Annotated in this window: 18 protein-coding genes; 4 read left to right on the top strand and 14 right to left on the bottom strand. The window is 41.3% G+C overall.

What is annotated here, in order from left to right:
• Positions 1-7 precede the first annotated feature (7 nt).
• The 3 genes from B9A52_RS00615 to B9A52_RS00605 form a co-directional block, all read right to left on the bottom strand.
• Positions 8-757, bottom strand: coding sequence for an NIPSNAP family protein (locus tag B9A52_RS00615; protein WP_084118471.1), 750 nt, complete (start codon positions 755-757; stop codon positions 8-10).
• 21 nt (positions 758-778) lie between these two features.
• The gene (locus B9A52_RS00610; protein ID WP_084118470.1) at positions 779-1,159 is read right to left on the bottom strand and encodes a transmembrane 220 family protein; all 381 of its coding nucleotides are present in this window, start codon (positions 1,157-1,159) and stop codon (positions 779-781) included.
• Between the two features lie 221 nt (positions 1,160-1,380).
• Positions 1,381-1,650: a hypothetical protein gene (locus tag B9A52_RS00605; protein WP_084118469.1), complete on the bottom strand. Its 270-nt coding sequence runs from the start codon at positions 1,648-1,650 to the stop codon at positions 1,381-1,383.
• 53 nt (positions 1,651-1,703) lie between these two features.
• Here B9A52_RS00605 and B9A52_RS00600 point away from each other — a divergent pair, with 53 nt between their 5' ends.
• Positions 1,704-3,104, top strand: coding sequence for a sugar porter family MFS transporter (locus tag B9A52_RS00600; RefSeq protein ID WP_084118468.1), 1,401 nt, complete (start codon positions 1,704-1,706; stop codon positions 3,102-3,104).
• A gap of 121 nt (positions 3,105-3,225) precedes the next feature.
• Here B9A52_RS00600 and B9A52_RS00595 read toward each other — a convergent pair whose 3' ends face one another.
• The 5 genes from B9A52_RS00595 to B9A52_RS00575 form a co-directional block, all read right to left on the bottom strand.
• Positions 3,226-3,429: a hypothetical protein gene (locus B9A52_RS00595; protein ID WP_084118467.1), complete on the bottom strand. Its 204-nt coding sequence runs from the start codon at positions 3,427-3,429 to the stop codon at positions 3,226-3,228.
• Positions 3,430-3,618: 189 nt separating this feature from the next.
• Positions 3,619-4,185: a LutC/YkgG family protein gene (locus tag B9A52_RS00590; RefSeq protein ID WP_084118466.1), complete on the bottom strand. Its 567-nt coding sequence runs from the start codon at positions 4,183-4,185 to the stop codon at positions 3,619-3,621.
• Entirely contained in the window at positions 4,182-5,540 is a 1,359-nt protein-coding gene (locus tag B9A52_RS00585; RefSeq protein ID WP_084118465.1) for a lactate utilization protein B, read from the bottom strand. Before B9A52_RS00585 ends, B9A52_RS00590 begins: the two co-directional genes overlap by 4 nt.
• Complete coding sequence (locus B9A52_RS00580; RefSeq protein WP_084118464.1) at positions 5,537-6,292, bottom strand: (Fe-S)-binding protein; 756 nt, start codon at positions 6,290-6,292, stop codon at positions 5,537-5,539. The genes B9A52_RS00585 and B9A52_RS00580 overlap by 4 nt, the downstream gene beginning before the upstream one ends.
• A 477-nt stretch (positions 6,293-6,769) precedes the next feature.
• Positions 6,770-7,255 (bottom strand): GNAT family N-acetyltransferase, encoded by a 486-nt coding sequence (locus B9A52_RS00575; RefSeq protein WP_084118463.1) that lies wholly within the window; start codon positions 7,253-7,255, stop codon positions 6,770-6,772.
• A gap of 194 nt (positions 7,256-7,449) precedes the next feature.
• Between B9A52_RS00575 and B9A52_RS00570 the strand changes: the two genes are divergently transcribed.
• Positions 7,450-7,746 carry a DUF3784 domain-containing protein gene (locus B9A52_RS00570; RefSeq protein ID WP_084118462.1) on the top strand — a complete coding sequence of 99 codons (297 nt, stop codon included), beginning with the start codon at positions 7,450-7,452 and terminating at the stop codon, positions 7,744-7,746.
• A gap of 65 nt (positions 7,747-7,811) precedes the next feature.
• Here the strand turns inward: B9A52_RS00570 and B9A52_RS00565 are convergent, their stop codons facing one another.
• The 3 genes from B9A52_RS00565 to B9A52_RS00555 all read right to left on the bottom strand — a co-directional run bounded on the left by B9A52_RS00565 (position 7,812) and on the right by B9A52_RS00555 (position 13,002).
• A complete protein-coding gene (locus B9A52_RS00565) occupies positions 7,812-9,146 on the bottom strand; it encodes an FGGY-family carbohydrate kinase (protein ID WP_084118461.1) in 1,335 nt (444 codons plus the stop codon).
• A 1-nt stretch (position 9,147) separates the two neighbouring features.
• The gene (locus tag B9A52_RS00560; RefSeq protein ID WP_084118460.1) at positions 9,148-10,425 is read right to left on the bottom strand and encodes a TIM barrel protein; all 1,278 of its coding nucleotides are present in this window, start codon (positions 10,423-10,425) and stop codon (positions 9,148-9,150) included.
• A gap of 468 nt (positions 10,426-10,893) precedes the next feature.
• Positions 10,894-13,002 carry a bifunctional aldolase/short-chain dehydrogenase gene (locus tag B9A52_RS00555; protein ID WP_084118459.1) on the bottom strand — a complete coding sequence of 703 codons (2,109 nt, stop codon included), beginning with the start codon at positions 13,000-13,002 and terminating at the stop codon, positions 10,894-10,896.
• Between the two features lie 161 nt (positions 13,003-13,163).
• Here B9A52_RS00555 and B9A52_RS00550 point away from each other — a divergent pair, with 161 nt between their 5' ends.
• Together B9A52_RS00550 and B9A52_RS00545 are read left to right on the top strand one after the other, a co-directional pair.
• A complete protein-coding gene (locus tag B9A52_RS00550) occupies positions 13,164-14,198 on the top strand; it encodes a GntR family transcriptional regulator (RefSeq protein WP_084118458.1) in 1,035 nt (344 codons plus the stop codon).
• Between the two features lie 113 nt (positions 14,199-14,311).
• Positions 14,312-15,712 carry a purine-cytosine permease family protein gene (locus tag B9A52_RS00545; protein ID WP_084118457.1) on the top strand — a complete coding sequence of 467 codons (1,401 nt, stop codon included), beginning with the start codon at positions 14,312-14,314 and terminating at the stop codon, positions 15,710-15,712.
• A gap of 485 nt (positions 15,713-16,197) precedes the next feature.
• Here the strand turns inward: B9A52_RS00545 and B9A52_RS00540 are convergent, their stop codons facing one another.
• Genes B9A52_RS00540 through B9A52_RS00530 form a run of 3 tightly spaced genes read right to left on the bottom strand, consistent with a single transcriptional unit; the run spans position 16,198 to position 19,982 of the window.
• Positions 16,198-17,574, bottom strand: coding sequence for an alkaline phosphatase family protein (locus B9A52_RS00540; RefSeq protein ID WP_084123341.1), 1,377 nt, complete (start codon positions 17,572-17,574; stop codon positions 16,198-16,200).
• The gene (gene eboE / locus B9A52_RS00535) at positions 17,571-18,785 is read right to left on the bottom strand and encodes a metabolite traffic protein EboE (RefSeq protein ID WP_084118456.1); all 1,215 of its coding nucleotides are present in this window, start codon (positions 18,783-18,785) and stop codon (positions 17,571-17,573) included. Before eboE ends, B9A52_RS00540 begins: the two co-directional genes overlap by 4 nt.
• Before the next feature lie 42 nt (positions 18,786-18,827).
• A complete protein-coding gene (locus B9A52_RS00530) occupies positions 18,828-19,982 on the bottom strand; it encodes a 3-dehydroquinate synthase (protein WP_084118455.1) in 1,155 nt (384 codons plus the stop codon).
• Positions 19,983-20,053: the final 71 nt, after the last annotated feature.

Raw genomic sequence — 20,053 nt, 5'->3', positions numbered from 1 at the left:
TCAATTTTTATTTCAAAGGTGAAAAAGGAAGCGGATTAAGATAAACAGATTCAACTTTCTCGACGATTTTTCCATTTTGTTCTGAAGCATCCCTTACCGTAATCCATGCAGGATCTTTCCCGAATTTTTCAAAAGAAGTCTTTCCTGCTTTTTCAGTTTTGTGTGCCAATAAATATACCAGTTTTGGTTGGGCATTATCTTTTTCCACGGTATACCAATACATCACGTTGGTCATCCCATGCTTCTGGAAAAGCTCACGGGTATAATCCCTGAATCTTGCATGGATGGCATCCACTTTGCCTGGAAACATGGTATAGGTTCTCAATTCAAAAACTCTGCTGCCTTCATTGGTATCACGGATAATTTCAGGGCTCAATTCCCCTGAAAGAGTCATAAAGGTCTGATCCACTTTTGAAACTAGGGGGCCGTTTGCTTCAGATGCTTTGTAAGCCCGTTGCCATTCGGGGTCATTGGCAAATTTGTTCCATAAAATATCTCTGGAATCTTGATCGGGATAGGCTAGGATAAAAATCAGGGTGTTATTATTTTCATCGGTAGGGATAAAATAGGCGATATTCTCAATACCGTTTTTTTCAAACAACTTTAAAGTATGATCCTCAAACCTTTTGATCAAGTCAGGTCTTTTCCCTTCATGGGCTGTGTAGGTTCTTTTTTCGAAATACCTGGAATCTTGTCCCAAAGCAACTTGGGCAAAAAGACAAAAAACCATTAAGAGTGATATGATTAACTTTTTCATATTAGAGTATGTGAAATTGAATTAAGTTTGAAGTTTTCTTTTTTTCCGTCCCAAATATGCTGAAACGGATAACACTGCTGCAATAAACAATAATCCAAAGGTCTCTCTGGCCTCCTCAGAATCTTTGGTTTTCATAGTGAGATCTTTGTTTTCCATTTCATAGGCAACCCAACCTGAGACAGAATCAGGATAAAAATAGATTGCTCCGATTATACAGGCAGTGATGCATATGGCCAAAGGGATTAAGGGATGTATTCCTTTCACAGCCATGGCGGAAAATAAAATGGCTACCAAATAAACAGATACCCAAATTTCGGGGTCAGGATCATTGATCTGCCAATAGGCAAACAGAGCAAATCCAAAGATCCAAAAGGTGAAGAAGTATTTTGGAAAGTTTTTCATAGAACTGAGATTAGTGTCTGGGTGCTGAAACAAACATTTTTCTAAAGTTAATTTTTAATCAATAATTACGGGTAAAAACCGCAATAATTTTCCTTTGAATTCCATCAAAATCACCAACTAGAGCAGGGGAATTTGTGTACTATGTTTATTCATTGGAAGGTTTTATCAGGCAAATAGACTGAATTATGGGGTTTGTTTCAGATTATCAAACTAGTCCAGTCCTATTTATTCTTCTCCTCAATGCTTTCTTTAATTCGCTCATTCTTCTCTTTCTTGATCCTTTTTATTCTTTTTCTAAAAATCAAAAATGCTATGATGATGACAGCAGGAATGATGATAAAGATAACCAGATTATTGGTTTCGGATAAATCAACAGGACCTCTGGGCATTGGTATTCCTGGTTGTTTTTGAGAATATGAAAGAAAGGGAAGGAACAGTAAAACAACAAGAAAATACTTAGCTTGAGAAATAATTTTTATAGTTTGGTTCATTTTTATAAATAATTGGTTTTCTTCAATATAGGAAAAATTGATTTGATAATAAAATGGAACAAAAGGTTGAGTACAATCAAAGATTTATCTGGTTGGTAAGTTTGACAGCGGCCTTGGGCGGCTTTCTTTTTGGATACGATTGGGTGGTTATTGGTGGTGCCAAACCATTTTATGAACCTTATTTCAATATTACTTCGGCAACAGACCAAGGTTGGGGTACCAGTTCCGCATTGGTTGGCTGTATGTTGGGTGCTATCCTATGCATTATCTTAAGTGACCGATTGGGCCGAAAGCGGTTATTGATATTTTCCGGATTCCTTTTTTCTCTCTCTGCTGTTGGAACTGCTTTGGCTGATTCTTTTTGGTGGTTCAACTTCTACAGGATAGCAGGAGGGATTGCTATGGGAATTGCACTCAATCTTTCCCCATTGTATATTGCTGAGATTGCCCCTCCTGAGAAGCGGGGTATGTTTGTCACCATCAATCAATTGTTGATCATGATCGGGGTATTGTTGGCCCAAGTGATCAATTGGCAGATTTCATTATTGGACACACTGATGCCTGATGCGGCTACTTTTGAACAGATTGCTGCCAGTTGGAATGGAAATTACGGTTGGCGGTGGATGTTTGGTGTAGAGGTTATCCCTGCTATGTTGTTTTTTATCCTCATGTTTTTCGTTCCGGAAAGTGCCCGTTGGCTGATCAAAAACAATGAAGAGACTAAAGCAAGGAAAATACTCCAAAGAATAGGAGGGGAATTTTATGAAAACCAAGCTGTGACCGAGATTAAAACCACCTTGAGAACTGAAGACTTGGCAAGGGTAAACTTCAAAGAATTACTTAATAAGCGTGTTGTTAAATTTTTGGCAATAGGGGTGTTTTTGGCCTTTCTCCAACAGTGGAGTGGGGTAAATGTGATCATCTACTATGCGGCTGATATATTCCAAGCTGCGGGGTATACCCTCAAGCAGATGATGCTCAATATTGTTGTAATTGGATCCGTGATGGTATTGTCCGTATTTATCACGATTTTCACTGTAGACAAATTCGGAAGAAAAAAGCTCCTCCTTATCGGAACCTCGGCTATGGCATTTTTATACCTCCTCATTGGGTATTCATTTTATGTTGATCAAGGCGGATGGGTAGTGGTCTTTTTGGTTTTGGCCAATGTAATGTTTTACTCATTTACCCTTGCTCCTTTGCTGTGGGTGGTTTTGTCCGAGATTTTTCCAACAAGGATAAGAGGGGCAGCTATGTCCATAGCCGCATTAGCACATTGGGTGGGAAACTTTACTCTGACTTATTCATTTCCTACTATCAAAGAGAATTTGGGTTGGGCCAATAACTTTTGGTTGTATGGGGTGATTTGTGCTATTGGATTTGTGGTTTTGTATCTGGTGCTGCCAGAGACAAAAGGTAAATCATTGGAGCAGATAGAAAGGGAATTGGGGTGATAGTTTACTCATCTTCAAATTCTACTCCTAATCCTAATCTTTTAGAATCATAATAGTCAATAGCCTCTTGGATATCATCAAGTGCAGGAGGTTGTATAAGAAGTTGAAAATCTTCCATTTCCTAAGTTTTGAATTTCAATGTTTTTCTAGCTTCTTCCCAAGGAATCAAATCTTCTGGTTTGGAATTCCTGATCCTTTCCCTGACGATTTCTTTATGCTCTTCAGGTATTTGAAATTCAAATTCAGTTTCAAGTCCGAGTTGTTCAAATAACTCTAAATAGAACTCAAGTTTTTCTTCCGGTATTTTTAAGGTAACCTCTCTCATGATTTGATTTTTTTAATAGTACTAAGATAGAGAAAATTAAGGATTTTGGATTCGGTTGTTTAAAATAGAAAAAGTGAATTGATCCAATGAGAAACCCGCCGTGATGCTGGATTTTATATCGCCGAAGGCATTTATTTATTTATTTCGTATAGTATAAATCTTGTAACCTTTCCGGCCTAATCTAAAACCTCAAAGGTTGGTCAATACCACCCTCAAACTCTTCGCCCCATGTGCCCCTATCACTAAAGATTGTTCGATATCTGCAGTTTTCGAAGGACCGGCAATGAAGAGACCAAAGCCGGAATGTTGCTCACCGATTTTATTGTAGGCGGTATGCATATTGTCCACGAGAGATTTTTCGTCCAATACTATTACCAAATGCTCTGTGATGAAGGGTAAAACCCTTAAACCCATATTCTCATCCGTTAGCCAAATCGCACCATTTTCAGCTACTCCAAACTGCCCTTGAATAATGGCTACTTCCAAATCATTCAAATCATGGGGATCTTCGGGTAATGGCAAGGTTCTTAAGTCTTGAAAAGAATTTGATAGATCAATGATTTTGGTAAATCGGTTGATTTCCAAAAATTCCCTTAACTGTGTTTGATCTACCACCTCTCCTTTATTTCCTTTAATGGATTGAATAAAAAGCTCCTTTAAATCTACCTTCAATTCAAAATCAGGGATTTCAGGTAGTGATTTTTGTTCGGTTGGGATGGCTTTTATTTTTGCTAAAATACTGTCTCTACTGCTCATGACCTGTTCTTTTTGTACCAGTCTTTAAAAGTTTCTTTTGGAGTTTCGGGCAGATCACGCTGTTTTCCCCAAGTATTCAAACCCGAATAAGTGATGCTATCAGGAAGGATTTTCAATGCTCCCCGCATCATGGCGCCACTGACTTTGTAAGCAAATGGAACAGAAAAAATGCCGTTGGCGATTTTCATGGAAATGCTTTTGGCATTGGTGCCCTGATCCTTGGTGATTTCCTGTCTCCATTCATAAAGCTGTTCGTGGATGTTGATCTTGACCGGACAGACGTCCGAACAGGATCCACAAAGTGTGGAGGCAAAAGGCAAGGAGCTGTGTTTTTTCAAATCCAGTCCAGGAGAAAGGATGGAGCCTATCGGGCCGGGTACCACTGAACCATAACTGTAACCCCCGCTTCTGCGATAGATAGGACAGGTATTCATACAAGCACCACATCGGATGCATTTCAGGGAATTTTTGAATTTTTCACGACCCAATTGTTCCGTACGTCCGTTGTCCACCAAGACGATATGGATTTCTTTGCCCACGGAAGGAGAACGAAAATGGGAATTGTAATTGGTGATGGGTTGCCCGGTAGCTGATCGGGCCAAAAGGCGAAGAAATACCCCAAGGTCTTTTCTTCTAGGAATGATTTTCTCTATGCCCATACAGGCAATATGCACATCGGCCAAGTGAACCCCCATATCGGCATTGCCCTCATTGGTACAGACCACAAATTCCCCTGTCTCAGCTATCCCAAAATTCACTCCAGTGATGGCAACTTTTGCTCCAAGGAATTTTTCCCGAAGGTGGACCCTTGCAGCATGAGTTAGATAAGCGGGGTCTTCATTGCCTTTTTCGGTTTGTAGCTTTTCATGGAAAATCTCTGAAATATCCCTTTTCTTCAAATGAATGGCAGGAAGAACAATATGGCTTGGGGGCTGATTAAGAAACTGTACGATGCGCTCACCAAGGTCCGTATCCACTACTTCGATCCCATTTTGCTCCAGATAGGGATTCAGATGGCACTCTTCGGTGAGTATGGATTTGCTTTTGACGATTGCCTTGCAGCGGTGTTCATTTAATATGCTTAGGACAATCTGATTATGCTCTGCCGAATCTTTGGCCCAATGCACATGGATGTTGTTGGCTTTGGCATTTTTTTCAAATTCAATAAGGTATTGGTCTAGATTGGCCAGTACATTGTCTTTGATTTGGGAAGCCAGTTCCCTCAATTGTTCCCATTCTGGAATGGTCTTGCTGGTCCTGTCACGCTTGTCCCGCACAAACCATAGCGTCTCGTCGTGCCATTTGGATTTAGCACTGTCTTCCAAAAATTCCGATGCTTTGGCTGGATGGCTCATGAGATAGCTTCGTTAAGGATTTCGGCAATATGTTTGAATTGTAAGTTGTTTTTGTTTCTGCGTGCAATTCCTTCCAAATGCATGATACATGACATGTCCCCGCCCGTCAAGACTTCTACACCTTGGCCGAGATGGTCTTCCAAACGGTCTTTTCCCATCTGCACGGATAATGCTTCTTCGGTGACCGCAAAAGTCCCCCCAAATCCGCAGCATTCATCTTCCCGGGTCAGTTCCACCCATTCCAAACCATCCAACTGTTCCAAAAGTTGTTTGCCCTTGCTGAAAAAAGTCTCGTTGCGTTCAGAACTTGAACCTAAACGCAATCCTCGATGTCCATGGCAGGAGGCATGGAAACCCACTTTATGCGGGAATGAACCATTTAGGTTTTCAACTTTGAGTACATCAGTCAAGAACTCCGTCAATTCAAAGATTTTATCCTGAATTTCATTTTGCTCCATTTCCATTCCGGGAACAGTTGGCGCATGTTCTTTGATATGCAGCACACAACTTCCTGAGGGAGCCACTATATAATCAAAATCCTTGAAGGTTTCCAAAAAGTGTTTGCTGGTACCGACTGTATCCCTTTCGTATCCGGCATTGGCCATAGGCTGTCCGCAGCAGGTCTGTGCCATGGGGTAGGTAACCTTGCAACCCAATTTTTCCAGGAGTTCCATGGTGGCTATGGCGACCTTTGGGTAGAATTGGTCGACGTAGCAGGGGATGAATAAACCTATATTTTTATTTAAAGGCATGTTTTTGATTCGATATTAATGGATATTAAGATACTGATAGATATTGGATATTCATTGATATTGGTTTCCTACATCTATAGAAAAAATATCGATCAATAGCTTTCGTCTATTTGGAAATCACATACAAATAGAACTAAATCTCCGAAAAATGAATGAATCCTATATCCTGTGGTATAGGGTTTTTAGGAAGGAGTTTACACTTTTTCAGATGAAAAAGTGTGTTCAATCATATTTATACAAAGGGTAAAATGCGCCTAATATTTTGATTATAATCTAAATTATACGCCTAATTTTTCGATTACGTTCTAAATATCCCGCCTAAATGGATTTCATTTAAAAGGTATCTAAGGCAATTCGATAGACACACAGCGCTAAAAAAATATCAAATAATATCCACAAGTATCAAACAATATCCTTTCATCCCCCAAAGCAGATCTCATTAAAATCTGATTTTTTGAAAAATAGTATTGATTTCCATCAAAGTTTCTGATACATGATATAAGCATTCGTCATTCCTAAATGCAAATGATTAAAAGCTTCAGGAATTTCCCCGATTATTTTAAACCCCAATTTTTCCCATAATCTCACTGCCTTTTGATTACTTTTTACAACAATATTAAACTGCATGGCTTGGTATCCAAGCCGCTTTGCTTCGACCAATGAGAATTCTCCCATTGCCAACCCTACTCCCTTTCCCCTTGCTGAGGGCAATGTCAAATAACCGGCATTGGCAATGTGGGAACCAAGGTCAGGTTGATTATCTTTGATAAAAAGTGTTCCCACCACTTTTCCATCAATCGTAGCCACATAAGTATACTTATCCTTTCCGCACCAAAATCCCAACATCTTCTCCTTGGAACTATCAGGGCTGAAAGCAATAGTATCACCTCCGGCGATTACCTGACTTAAGATATCCCAGATTTGGTCGTAGTCTGTCGGGGTTGCTTTTCTGATCGCTATCATTTCTTATATTTATTTCATCCCGGACTAAGGATTTATGCTAAAACTCCGATTTCAATAAATTTCAAACTTATTTCCATATAATCCCAAATTTCTCTTCACTAAACTAGTGTCTCGTTTGATCAAAATAAGTTCTTGTTAAACAATTATTTAACAGTTATCTTTCAATTGTATATTCATAACCTAAAACCTCAATCATGCAGGACATATACGTTGGGTTGACTTTTATAGCCATCGGTATTTTGGTCAAAATATTCCCGAATTTAATTGCAGGCTATAGCACACTGTCCCAAATGGAAAAAGAAAATGTAAAGGTAAATGGCTTCCCTACTTTTATGATGGTCGGATTTTTCATTATGGGGTCAGTCATCATAGCGGGACATTTTATTGCCATTTGGCTGGATAAGCCATCTTTTAATGACAGTTTGGGGATTTTGGTAACCTTAATCGGTGCGGTGGTTTTTATAGTTGCTGGGCAAAGGTTTAGAAGATAAAGGTTTATATAAACATCAAAAATTATCAATCAATATCTCTCCTAAATTTCAATCCTATTTCTACTTTATATCAATTTATTTCCAACCAAAACCCCCGCCCCCAATGCCGTCCCCAAAGCAAAATCAGTGGTTTCAATGTTGATTCCGTGCAGTTTGTCCCTGAGCATCTCCACAAAAATGGGATTGGCATTGAAGCCCCCGTCGATATAAAGTTTATTTACCAGGGTGCTGCCATTCAGGACCAGAGAAAGAGAAGCCACCTGTAGTTCAGTGAGTTCATGGATAAAACTGTAGTAGGCATCTTCAAAATCAGTAAAACCATTCCAATCGGTTGCATTTGCTTGTGGAATGCTATAGACCTCAGGTTTTAAATATTCAAATTTGAAATGTTTTTGGGTTTGGGCTTTTGCCTTTTCGTAACGGCCTTTTTCAAAAGACAAAGCTTTGTAATAGCCTTTTTCAAGATTGAAATGGGCATAGAGCTTTTCGATCTGCACTTTGTGCTCTTCTCCGATAAACAAACGGCTGATTTTGATGGGCCGGCCTTCCTTGCTGAGAAAATGAAGGCAATCTTTTCGTAGTTCGACTAAAGTCAAAGGGGCATCATTAAAGGGATTGATGCTGATAGCCCAAGTACCTGTGGACAATAGTGCAAATGGTTCGGTATTGCTGGTCAAATAGGGTAACAAGGCGGAAGAAGAATCATGCACCCCTACTCCCACACGCATGCTGTGCCGGTCAAGGGTCTTGGTAAAGCTGGTAGTAGTATCCACTACTTCAGGTAATAATTTGTCTATCCCTTCGGCTTTGACCCAGTGATGATAGTCTTTTTTGCTGAAATCCCATAAGCCAGTATGGCATCCAATGCTCGTATATTCTGAAACAGTCTTTCCTGTAAAGAGAAAGGAAATATACTGAGGAAGGTGAAGGCTTCGGTGTATTTTTCTAAAGGTTTCGGGCTTGGCATATTTTAGCCAGTAAAGCTGCAGCCCGGAATTCAACATGCCCAAGGCAGGGGAGGAGGTTTCACGGCTGAATTTTTCAGGGGGACCATATTGGGCATAAAACTGCTCCAAGATATCCTCAGGATATTTTTTCAGGTAATTGTACAATGGTGCAACAGGATTGCCCAGTTTGTCTATATGTACAAAAGAGGCGCCGTAGGTAGTGAAATTGAGTTTGGTTATTAAAAACTCCGGTAAGGCCAGCGCGTCTTTGAGTATTTGTTTTACCCATTTGGTCAGTGCTGAAATCGACTCACATGTTTCTCCATCCTCATCCTCTATAAAGTCTAGCCTATGGTAGATTTTATAAACCTCCTTGAAGTTCTGGTCAAACAAAAAGAATTTTTTGTTGGTCCTTCCGATGTCGAATATGGCAGTTACCTTGATGGGCTCCATGTTATAGTCCGCTGGCTTTACTGTCTTTTCCTCTTTCTTTGATCAGGGTCTCTCTCACTTTCAGATCCCTGTAGGATTGGATAGGGGAAATGGCTCCTCCGCTTTGGCGGATGGATTCCCTTACCAAGGGCCTCAGGTCAGTGCGGAAGGCATCCTGTAAAATCTCCTGTCCTTGACCCACATCTTGGCCATCTTGTGCTGCCTCCAAAGACTTTCTATCAACTATCAACGCCTGTGCATAAGCAAGCTTTATGGCCTCAACTGACTGCAATAGGTCTTCCATCGGATCCTTTAAATTGTGGCTGGCATCGATCATCCAAGCAGGAGTTGGGTTTGATGTTTCTTCAAAACCAGTCACCAATTCGTTGAAAATCAAAAAGAGTTGATAAGGTTTGATGCTGCCCACCGTCAGGTCATCATCTCCGTATTTGGAGTCGTTGAAGTGAAAGCCACCTAGCTTGCCTTCAGTCATCAGGGTAGCCACAATCTGCTCAATATTGGTATTAGGCAGATGATGTCCCAAATCCACCAAAGTAAAAGCCTTATCTCCTAGTTTATTGGCCAAAAGAAAAGAAGTGCCCCAATCGGAAATCACAGTGCTGTAAAAGTAAGGCTCGTAGGGTTTGTATTCTATCAGCATTTTCCAGTCAGAGGGGAGTTCCTGGTAGATTTCCAGAAGGGACTCATAGGTATTTTGCAGGGCTTTGCGGAAACTGTGCTGACCTGGAAAGGAGGACCCATCGGCCAACCATACCGTCAGGGCTTTGGAACCCAGTTTTTCCCCGATCCGGATCACCTCTTTGTTGTGTTCTATGGCCAGTTTGCGGATGGATTTGTCATTATTCGCCAAAGAGCCGAATTTATAGGAAAGGGATTGGTCTGCTTGATCCTGAAAGGTATTGGAATTGACTGCATCAAAACTGATTTCCACTTCAGCGGCTGCTTGCAAGATGGCGTCGTAATCCTGGGGAATGTCCCAGGGGATATGTAGGGAAATGGAATCACTGGAACGGTTAAGCGCATGAAGAATACCCACATCTTGGATTTTTTGGATCAAAGTAGAGGGTTCTCCCCCACCCGAAAATCTCCCGAAACGCGTGCCTCCCGTCCCCAATGCCCAAGAAGGGATGGCGATCTGTAAAGCTTGGATTTTTTGGATCAAAGCTTCTACATTCAGCCCCTTTTTCTCCAGATTTTCAGCCAGGAAGTTGAATTCCCGGGCATGGCTGATTTCCAATGGTTTGTTGGAGGAATGGATATGGTCAGTGGTTATTTTCATGTTTAAGAGCCACAAAGGCGCTAAGGCACAAAGTAAAGTTTTGATTTTATATTTTTAGCCACTAAGGCGCTAATTGGGGTTTGATAGATTTGAATTTAAGGAATAATTAGGATAAAGGATTCTCCTTTGTCATTTCGAACGTAGAGAGAAATCTGTTCTGTCGTTTGGTTATTTAAACTTCTCTCCCGATAGCCATCTGGAGAGAAATGACAAGGAGAAGCTTTTTTCACGATTGATCTAGGAAAAGTATTCAAGATTATTATTGAACTTTGCCTTGTCACCTCGATCCCGACAACAGTACGGGAGTGAGGTCTTAGGTCACCTTAGAAGGATTAGATTTCTCCCTACGGTCGAAATGACAAGGAGAAGCCTTTTTCACTATTTGAGGTCTCACTCTGGGAAAAACCTTTTTTAAACAAACTTCCTTTGCGCCTTAGCGTCTTTGTGGGAAACACAATCTTTGCGCCTTTACCTTACAAATGCAGCCGCAACCCCGCCATCCACATTAATTATATTTCCGGTAGACTTGGACAGCAATCCACCCACAAATGCAAAAACCCCATTTGCGATATCCTCCGTAGAAATGATTTCATTCATCAAGGTTCTTTTAGCATAGAAAGCCGGTAATTCCTCTATAGCCACACCGTAGGCCTTTGCCCTACCTTCTGCCCATTTGCCTTCCCAGATTTTGGAACCTTCGATGACAGCATCTGGATTGACTACATTGACGCGGATTTTGTCCGGGCCGAGCTCTGCGGCCAGTAACCTTGACATGTGGGCCTGAGCTGCTTTGGCAGTACCGTAGCCCACATTGTTCGGTCCGGAAACCAAGGCATTTTTGGAAACAATATTGATTATATCCCCACCTAATCCTTGGGCCCTCAATACAGATACCCCGGCTTGGGACACCTTAAACTGTCCTTTGACCAATACATCATTCAGTAAATCCCAATCGGCTTCGGTAGTGTCGCCCAAAGGTTTGCTGATGGCCAATCCGGCACAGTTGACAATAATGTCAACCCCGCCGAAGGCCAAACAAGCAGCTTTATAGGCTTGAGCAATAGTATCATTATCCAGCACATCGAGTTTGACGGCGATGGCTGCATCTTTTCCAAAGTCTTTTCTGGCATTGGTCAATCTATCCTCATCGATATCTGAAAGAACTACACAGGCCCCTTCTGCGGCGAATTTATCCGCTATGGCTTTTCCAATCCCTCCTGCACTTCCGGTGATCAACGCTACTTTTCTGGAAAGCGGTTTTTCTTTGGGCATTCTTTGGAGTTTGGCTTCTTCGAGAAGCCAATATTCAATGTCAAAAGCTTCTTGCAATGGCAAGGAAACATATTCTGAAACTGCTTCTGCGCCACGCATTACATTGATGGCGTTGATGTAGAATTCAGAGGCAACACGGGAAGTCTGTTTGTCTTTGGCATAAGAAAACATCCCTACACCAGGCCAAAGGATGATGACCGGATTGGGGTCACGCATAGCAGGGCTGTTTTTGCGCTTATGTTTTTCATAATAGCCTTTGTACCCTTCCCTATATTGTACAAATAGTTTTTCAATATGTCCTTTCAAAGAACTCAGGTCAGACAAATCCTGATCTGCCGGAATATCAAGAACCAAGGGAGCTATTTTTGTCCTCAGAAAATGGTCCGGACAGGAAGTTCCCAAAGGTGCCAGTTTGTCCAAATCATTGGAGTTGATAAACTGTAGCACGATGTCAGAATCATTGAAAGTCCCAACCATCCGATTGTAGCTTGAGGCCAATCCTCTCAACAAGGGGGCGATTTTGGCAGCTTGGTCTTTTCTTTTGCTTGGATCCAAGGCATTGACTTTTTCTCCTCCAAAAACCGGTCTTTTTTTGCCATAGTTGGCTTCCAGGTAAGCAGAGGCCATTTCTATCACCTCCAGACTATTGACATAGCATTCATAGGCGGTGTCTCCCCAAGTAAAAAGTCCGTGTCCGCCCAGCATGATGCCACGGATACCGGGATTAGCTTCTAAAGCTCTTTTCAATTGTAAACCCAAATCAAAGCCCGGTCTCTGCCATGGAACCCAGGCAATCTGTCCGTCAAATAGTTCTTTGGTGATTTTTTCCCCCTCTTTGGAGGCTGCAATGGCAATAGCCGCATCCGGATGCAGGTGATCAATGTGTTTGAAAGGCAAAAATGAATGAAGAGGCGTATCAATGGAAGGAGCTTTTGAGTCAAGGTCGTAAATACAGTGATTAAATAGTCCGACCATCTCATCTTCCTGTTCAATACCTTTGTATACCCCTTCCAAAGCCCGGAGTTTGTCTACATAAAGTGCTGCTAATCCGGATTTGGTCAATGTGCCGATATCCCCACCGGATCCTTTTACCCACATCACTTCCACGTCCTTTCCGGTCAAAGGATCTTTTTCAATGGTCTTGCAGGAAGTGTTACCCCCGCCGTAATTGGTAATTCTTAAATCTGCTCCGAGGATATTGGACCGGTATATCAATAAGGCAACTTGGTCGTCGCCGAGGGATTTTGCTTTTTCTTCGTCCCAGAGGTAGGATACGTGGTTGAATGTTGGGGTAGCTGTTTTCATTTTGTAAAATCTAATTATTGCTTCAATTTGATTTAAATATAATGGCCGAAATGATGCTTTCTGTCCTGCACTATACTGTTGGAAAAATCAGAATTCAACCAAAGGTATTTGTTTTTAAAAAGTATTTCTTCTAACCTTACCGCTATTTAGCCCATTAACCTATGAAGAAATTTGACCTGTACATGGATGAGAGTTCGAGTGTGCCCAAATACATTCAAATAGTCAAATCCATCAAAAGTATGATTACTTTGGGCAAATTGAAATACGGGGATAAAATCCCTTCCATCAACAACCTGAGTGCAGAATATTATCTGTCAAGGGATACGGTAGAAAAAGCCTACACCATTCTAAAAAAGCAGGGGATTATAGAGTCTGTCAGAGGAAAGGGATTTTATATCAGCCACCATTCAGACCTGTCCAAATTTAAAATACTGCTGTTATTCAACAAACTCAGTGTTTACAAAAAGGAGATTTACAATTCGCTTTTGATTCAATTGGAAGATAGGGCAGAGGTTGTATTTCAAGTTTACCACTGTGAATATTCACTTTTCAAAAAAATATTGGAACAGCAAAAAGAGGCGTATGATTATTACATCATCATGCCTCATTTTAAAAAGGACTGTGAACAAAAAGCGATTGAATTGATCAGTCAGCTCCCCAAAGAAAAGCTGATTCTCTTGGACCATCAGATAGAGGGGATAAACGGATATTTTGGAAGTGTATTCCAGGATTTTAAAATGGATATTTATTTGGCTTTGAAGCAATTGAAGACCAAGCTGGAGAAATATCAAAAGCTTGTTTTGGTTTTTCCTTTTCACTCTAATTACCCCTATCCGGAACAAATACTTTTAGGTTTTAAGAAATTTGCAGTGGAGGAAAATTTTGATTTTGAAATAATCCCTGAGATCAGTGCTGAAAGAAACCCAATCAAAGGGGAAGCTTACGTGGTTATTGAGGAAAATGACCTGGTGAACCTGATTAAAAAGACAAGACAAATTAAAGGGTTGAATATTGGGAAAAATCTTGGAATCCTGTCCTATAATGAAACCCCTCTGAAAGAGGTCCTCCAAAAAGGAATAACGGTAATCACCACGGACTTTTCTGCCATGGGAAAGCTTACCGCAGATATGATTTTGAGTAAAGAGGGTAAGAAGATAAAAAATGAATTTAAGGTAATTGTAAGGGAGTCGCTTTAGGAGATGAACAACAAATTCTGAAAAACCGGAATAATTAATCATCACAGGATATCACAGGACATCATAGTATCCAGGATTTTTGTATTTTTCAATTACGACCCAAAATCAACCCTATGGAAAACCCCGGCTCGATGATAGAACCTGTTCAAATTGGCGAATTTGAACGCGAACCTGTTCCTCCCTCTCATTTTAAGGATTGGAGGAAGTTTTTGGGTATGTATGCCGGGGAACATGCCGCTGGTACCGAATTTGTAATTGGACCTTTGTTTTTGACTGCGGGTGTTTCGGCTTTTGACTTGATAGTAGGATTGTTATTGGGGAATTTTTTGGCGGTGCTGACCTGGCGGTACGTTACTACGCCCATTGCAACTGCCGATAGGTTGACACTTTATTATAAGTTGGAGAAGATAGCTGGCCGTAAATTGGTTATCGGTTACAATTTGGCCAATGGACTCTTGTTTTGTTTTTTGGCGGGGGCAATGATTACTGTTTCAGCGACCGCTGTAGGGATTCCATTTGATATGCCCATGCCAGCATTGACTGATACAGTGCCAACAAGCATTTCATGGGTTTTGGTAGTGCTGGGTGTAGGGGCAGTGATTTCTGTAGTAGCTGCCAAAGGATATGATGCTGTTTCCAGATTTTCCAACATTGCATCACCATGGATGGTGATGGTGTTTTTGATTGCTGGGATAGTGGCTGCTAAAAGACTGGGAGTAAGTTCTATTTCAGACCTTTGGGCGGTTTGGGGAACAGGCTCGGAGCCTTTTCCCGGACAGATCAAATTTACCTTTTGGCACGTGATGTTCTTCGCTTGGTTCTGCAATGCTGCCATGCACTTAGGGATGTCTGACCTATCCGTTTTACGCTATGCCAATAAAAACACCATTGGATGGACGACTGCTGCGGGGATGTATGTGGGGCATTTTATGGCCTGGATCTCGGCCTGTCTCATGTTTGCCCTATACCTGAAAAGTACTGAAGCAGCGGCCATATTCGCAGGTGGGGGAGTTCCACCCGTGGCACCCGGGCCTTTGGCTTATGAGGTGGTAGGTATTGCCGGACTGATATGTGTCGTGGTAGCAGGATGGACTACTGCCAATCCAACCATTTACCGGGCCGGATTAGCTTTTCAGGCTATTTTTCCCAAAAGTTCAACCGTTAAAGTCACATTGGTGACTGGAGGTATAGCTACCATTGCAGGTCTTTTTCCCGCCTTTGCCATGAAATTACTGGATTTTGTCGCGGTGTATGGGTTTATTCTCGCTCCGGTCGGTGCAGTGATTTTCTTTGAGCATTACTTTTCCCAAAAGCTGGGATTATCCAAAAACTATGCGGAAGCAAAAGGTATTTCCTTCAATATAGCTGTCTTAGCCGCCTGGCTAATCAGTATGGTAGTGTTTTATGCATGGTCTTTATATAAGGATGTTTTCCTGTCTTTTTTCACTTTGCCAGCCTGGGTGGCTTGTGGATTGTTGTTTTTGTTGTTCAGTAAAATCTTCCAGAAAAAATGAAAAGCACCTACTTTGCACTGTTCATACTTGTTGTCATGTTTTCGTTAGCCATATTGTATTATATGGAAATCTTAAATCAATCCCGGTTGAACCTTAGTTTGTTGATTTGTACGGTGGGATGGTTTGGAGGATTGGTGATTTTGGATTTTTTGAATAAAAATAAATAGGAGAGTTGGAAGGAAACCTAAACAGAAAGGGATTTTGATCTAAATCCTTGATTAAATCAAGAGGTTCAAACTTATTTTATTAGTGCTCATCAGCCAAATCTGCGTCATCCGTGTTCTATTGCACGCTGATAACGCTGATCAAGCAGATTTACACTGATTTTATATTATCCAATTAGGTGTGGATATTAAAAACTATTTCAGCCAAAGACACATTTTTTTATCAGTGCTCATCAGCCAAATCTGTGTCATCCGTGTTCTAGAGAACGCTTAACCTGTCCCGAACATCGGGATGACGCTGATCAAGCAGATTTTCCCCAATCACCCCTCAAAAACCTCCTTCAATATCAAATCCATTACTTCCACTGCTTCCAACTTTTCTCCATCAAATAAATTCTTGTTTTTACTGACAAATATGGGATGGTCCAGACTGTCTTTTGGAATAGCACCATGTGACCCTTTTACCAAAGTAGCATCCAAAGGAATCACATCCATCAAGTATCGGAAACCGAGCTTCTTTTTCAGGATCTTCATTCCAATCTTTGCTTTCAGCAATTTGATGTTTGGATCGGCAAACATCTCCACCGGGTCATAGCCGGGCTTGCGGTGGATATCCACACACCTTGCATAATCCGGTGCCTTGGCATCATCCAGCCAATAATAATAGGTAAACCATGAATCCTTGTCTGCAACAGCTACCAATTCGCCGGCCCTATCATGATCGAGATGGAATTTCTTTTTTCCTTCCTCATCCAGTACCAGTTCAATTCCCGAAGTGTTTTCAAGAAGTGCCTTCAGAGTCGGGATATCATTTTTGTCCTTGATATAAATATGGGCCAATTGATGGTCTGCTACGGCAAAGGCCCTACAGGTTCCGGCATCCAAGGTTTCCAATCCCAACTCATCCTTTACAGCGATATATCCTTTCTCCCTCAAAATCCTGTTGATATGGATGGGATGGTTGACGGAAGTGATCCCATATTCTGACAGGAGAATGACATTGGCACCCTGGTTTTCATAATAAGTGATCAGGTCTTTACAGACTGCATCTATTTCCTCCAGGTCTTTCCCGATTTTGGAAAAGTCTATTCCGCAACGCTGCAGGTTATAATCCAAATGTGGCAGATAGATCAAAGTAAGGGTTGGATTATGCCATTCATCGACTTTTTTGGAAGCTTCCGCTATCCACTTGGTAGAGGAGATATTGGCGTTAGGTCCCCAAAAAGAAAAGAGGGGAAACTGACCCAATTCCCTTTGCAACCGGTCTCTCAGGTCCATAGGATGACTATGGCAATCCGGTAATTTGCGGCCATCGGAAGGATAGAGGGGTCTGGGGGTAACCTGATAGTCTGCATTGGAATACATATTGTACCACCAGAACATATTGGATACGGTAAAACCCGGATTGATTTTTTTAGCCTTGTCCCAGATTTTTTCAGTTTGGACCAAATGATTGGATTGTCTCCAAAACTTCACTTCGCATTCCTCCCTGAAATACCAGCCATTGCCAACAATACCATTTTCCGAAGGCCATTTTCCGGTCAGGTAAACTGACTGTGCCGAACAGGTCACTGCCGGCAACACAGGGTCGATGGTGGCTTTTTTTCCTTTGGCGATCCATTCTTTCAAAAATGGGGTATGTTCACCGATTACCCTGCTTGAAAGGGCAACAATATCTATGACTACGGTTTTTTTCATGAGTTTCCACTGTTTTCTATGACCCATTGAAGTTCTCTTATGATTGAATTCCCTAGATCTAAATTGATGTCTTCCGGCAAAACCTCCCAAGTGTAGGTTTCCACTTCCAAATGGTTGCAGACTTTTTTCCTACTGATATATTTCAACACATCTAGGATATCTGATTGTGTGGAAGAGATTTTCCCATAATCAGAAAGAAAAATCGGGACATGATAGTGGATACGCCATTCCAAAGCATCAGTTGATTCAAGGGTATTCATGGCCTCAGGCAGATCCCTGAAGGAAGTTAACTCATTCTTCAAGCCTTTGGCAACTACCTGATGCAGGTATGTGGATTCGGAAAATGGAGATATTAAAGCTTCCATTTCCTTCCTTTCATTTTTATCCTTTGGAATGTCAGCCTTTAATGCAGCACTGATCTGAATCTTGCCGACTTTGATACCCTCTGCTTCAAATGCTTTAAAAACATCCTTTGGCTTTTCATATACTACCGCAAAATGACATACATCATAGCAGATTCTGATATGTTCTTTCAGACATTTTTCGGCTTCCCAACCTGAAATCCCTAATTCTTTCACAAGGTATTCTGTCCCAATCGGTACCAGCCAATTTTTATAGAAATCAATGACTTCCTTGGTGTTTTCAAGAATGCCGTCCGGTTCAGGTTCGATGTCGAGGTGAAGGAGTTTACCTGTTTTTTGGTGTATGGTATAAAGTTTTGCAGCTATTTTGGCCAAATGGATTGTTGACGTTTTGATGGCATTTTCCAAATCCGATTTGGTCTTGTGCCAATGTCTGTAGGAGAGAGGGGAAGTTGAAATACCTCCATCTATTTCATCGGACAAAAGATCGGCAAGAATATCAAAAAGTCTTTCCGTATAGGCCAGTCTTTCTATTGTGGTCCAATCGGGTTGGTGCACTTCATCTTTGACGACCTGTCTGTGAAATCCTCCGTAAGGGAAGCCATTGAAAGTAAATACATAACAGTCATTTTCTCTCAGCCATGTTTTAAAATCAGCCAGATTTTCCGGTTTTGTGAGGTCCAAACTTGCATCGTTAGAGGACCTTAGTCCGATTCCAAAGGATTGGTTTGGAGAAAGTTCTTTTTTGATCTTCGGGATATATTGTTTTAGATTTTCAAAGGTTTCCTCCCAACTTTCTCCGGGATGGATATTGGTACAATAAGTCAGGTGATGTCCTTTTGTAAACATTGAAATTTTGGAATTGGATTAAAAGTGCAACAATCCCACAATTTAGGAATCAGCAACCACTTTTTCCTGATGAAATAATTTTAATTGATCAATGGATTGAAGAATCAGGTCACTGTCCATTTGATGGACTTCGACTCCCTTGCCCATATATTCCAATAAAGTAATGGTCAATTCTCCCCCTAAATGTTCCCTAAACTCCTCTAGACCCTTTAGCAATTCCTTGCCTGACAACTCATGGGCATAAATCCCAAATCCCAGTGCTTTCATGAGGTTAATGATACGCATCAAATCTAATTTGGAAATCATTCCCTTCAAATAGGAATATGTACTATCCAAAGCAATCCCAATAGCCACAGCTTCTCCATGCCGCACCTGATATTGGGTCAGATGTTCCAATTTGTGGGCAGCCCAATGTCCAAAATCCAAAGGCCGGGCAGAACCTGTTTCAAATGGGTCTTTACCTGCGATATGGTCCATGTGCATTTGGGCGCATTTGATGATCAATTCCTGCATGGGGGCCATTTCACGGTTGGCCAATGCTGTTGCATTTTTTTCAAGCCATTCAAAAAATCCTATATCTTTGATCAAAGCCACTTTGATGGCTTCAGAAATTCCCGAGCGCCAATCTCTATCATCGAGTGTGGTCAGGAAGTTAAAGTCATTAATGACTGCGAAAGGAGGTGCAAAAGTTCCGAGGTAGTTTTTCTTACCATAGGCATTGATACCGTTTTTGACACCAACTCCGGAATCGTTTTGGGATAAAACGGTAGTCGGTATGCGAATATGTCTGATGCCCCTATGGGAAATCGCAGCGGCAAAACCAACCATATCCAACACTGCCCCGCCTCCAATACCAACAATATAAGAATGACGGTCTATTCCGAAAATACTCGTGGCATCTACTATCTTCTTGAAAGTTGCTTCATCATTTTTGGAGATTTCACCACCTTCAACTATCAGAGGTTCCGCACTCAAAATAAACTTATCCTGATAGGCATCAGCATAGTCCCTGATGTCTTTCAGCAGATCTGGAAAAGCATTGGACACACCATTGTCCACCACAAAAAATGCCTTGGCTTTTTTTCCGTTATCCAGAAAATTGGCCAATAGTGGATTTGTTAAATCAAAAATCCCTTCCAAAAAACAGACCTGATACCTAAATGGTACAGCAAAAGCCTGTTCAATTATCTTTTCCATTTTTATAAACTTAAATCTTCTTGTTAATCCTTAAAGGATATGGAATGTTTTGCAATTTAATAAACTCTGGT

The sequence above is a fragment of the Aquiflexum balticum DSM 16537 genome (assembly GCF_900176595.1).
Lineage (GTDB): Bacteria > Bacteroidota > Bacteroidia > Cytophagales > Cyclobacteriaceae > Aquiflexum > Aquiflexum balticum.
Note: the sequence above shows the minus strand (reverse complement) of the source record. Positions and strands in the feature narration are given on the sequence as shown.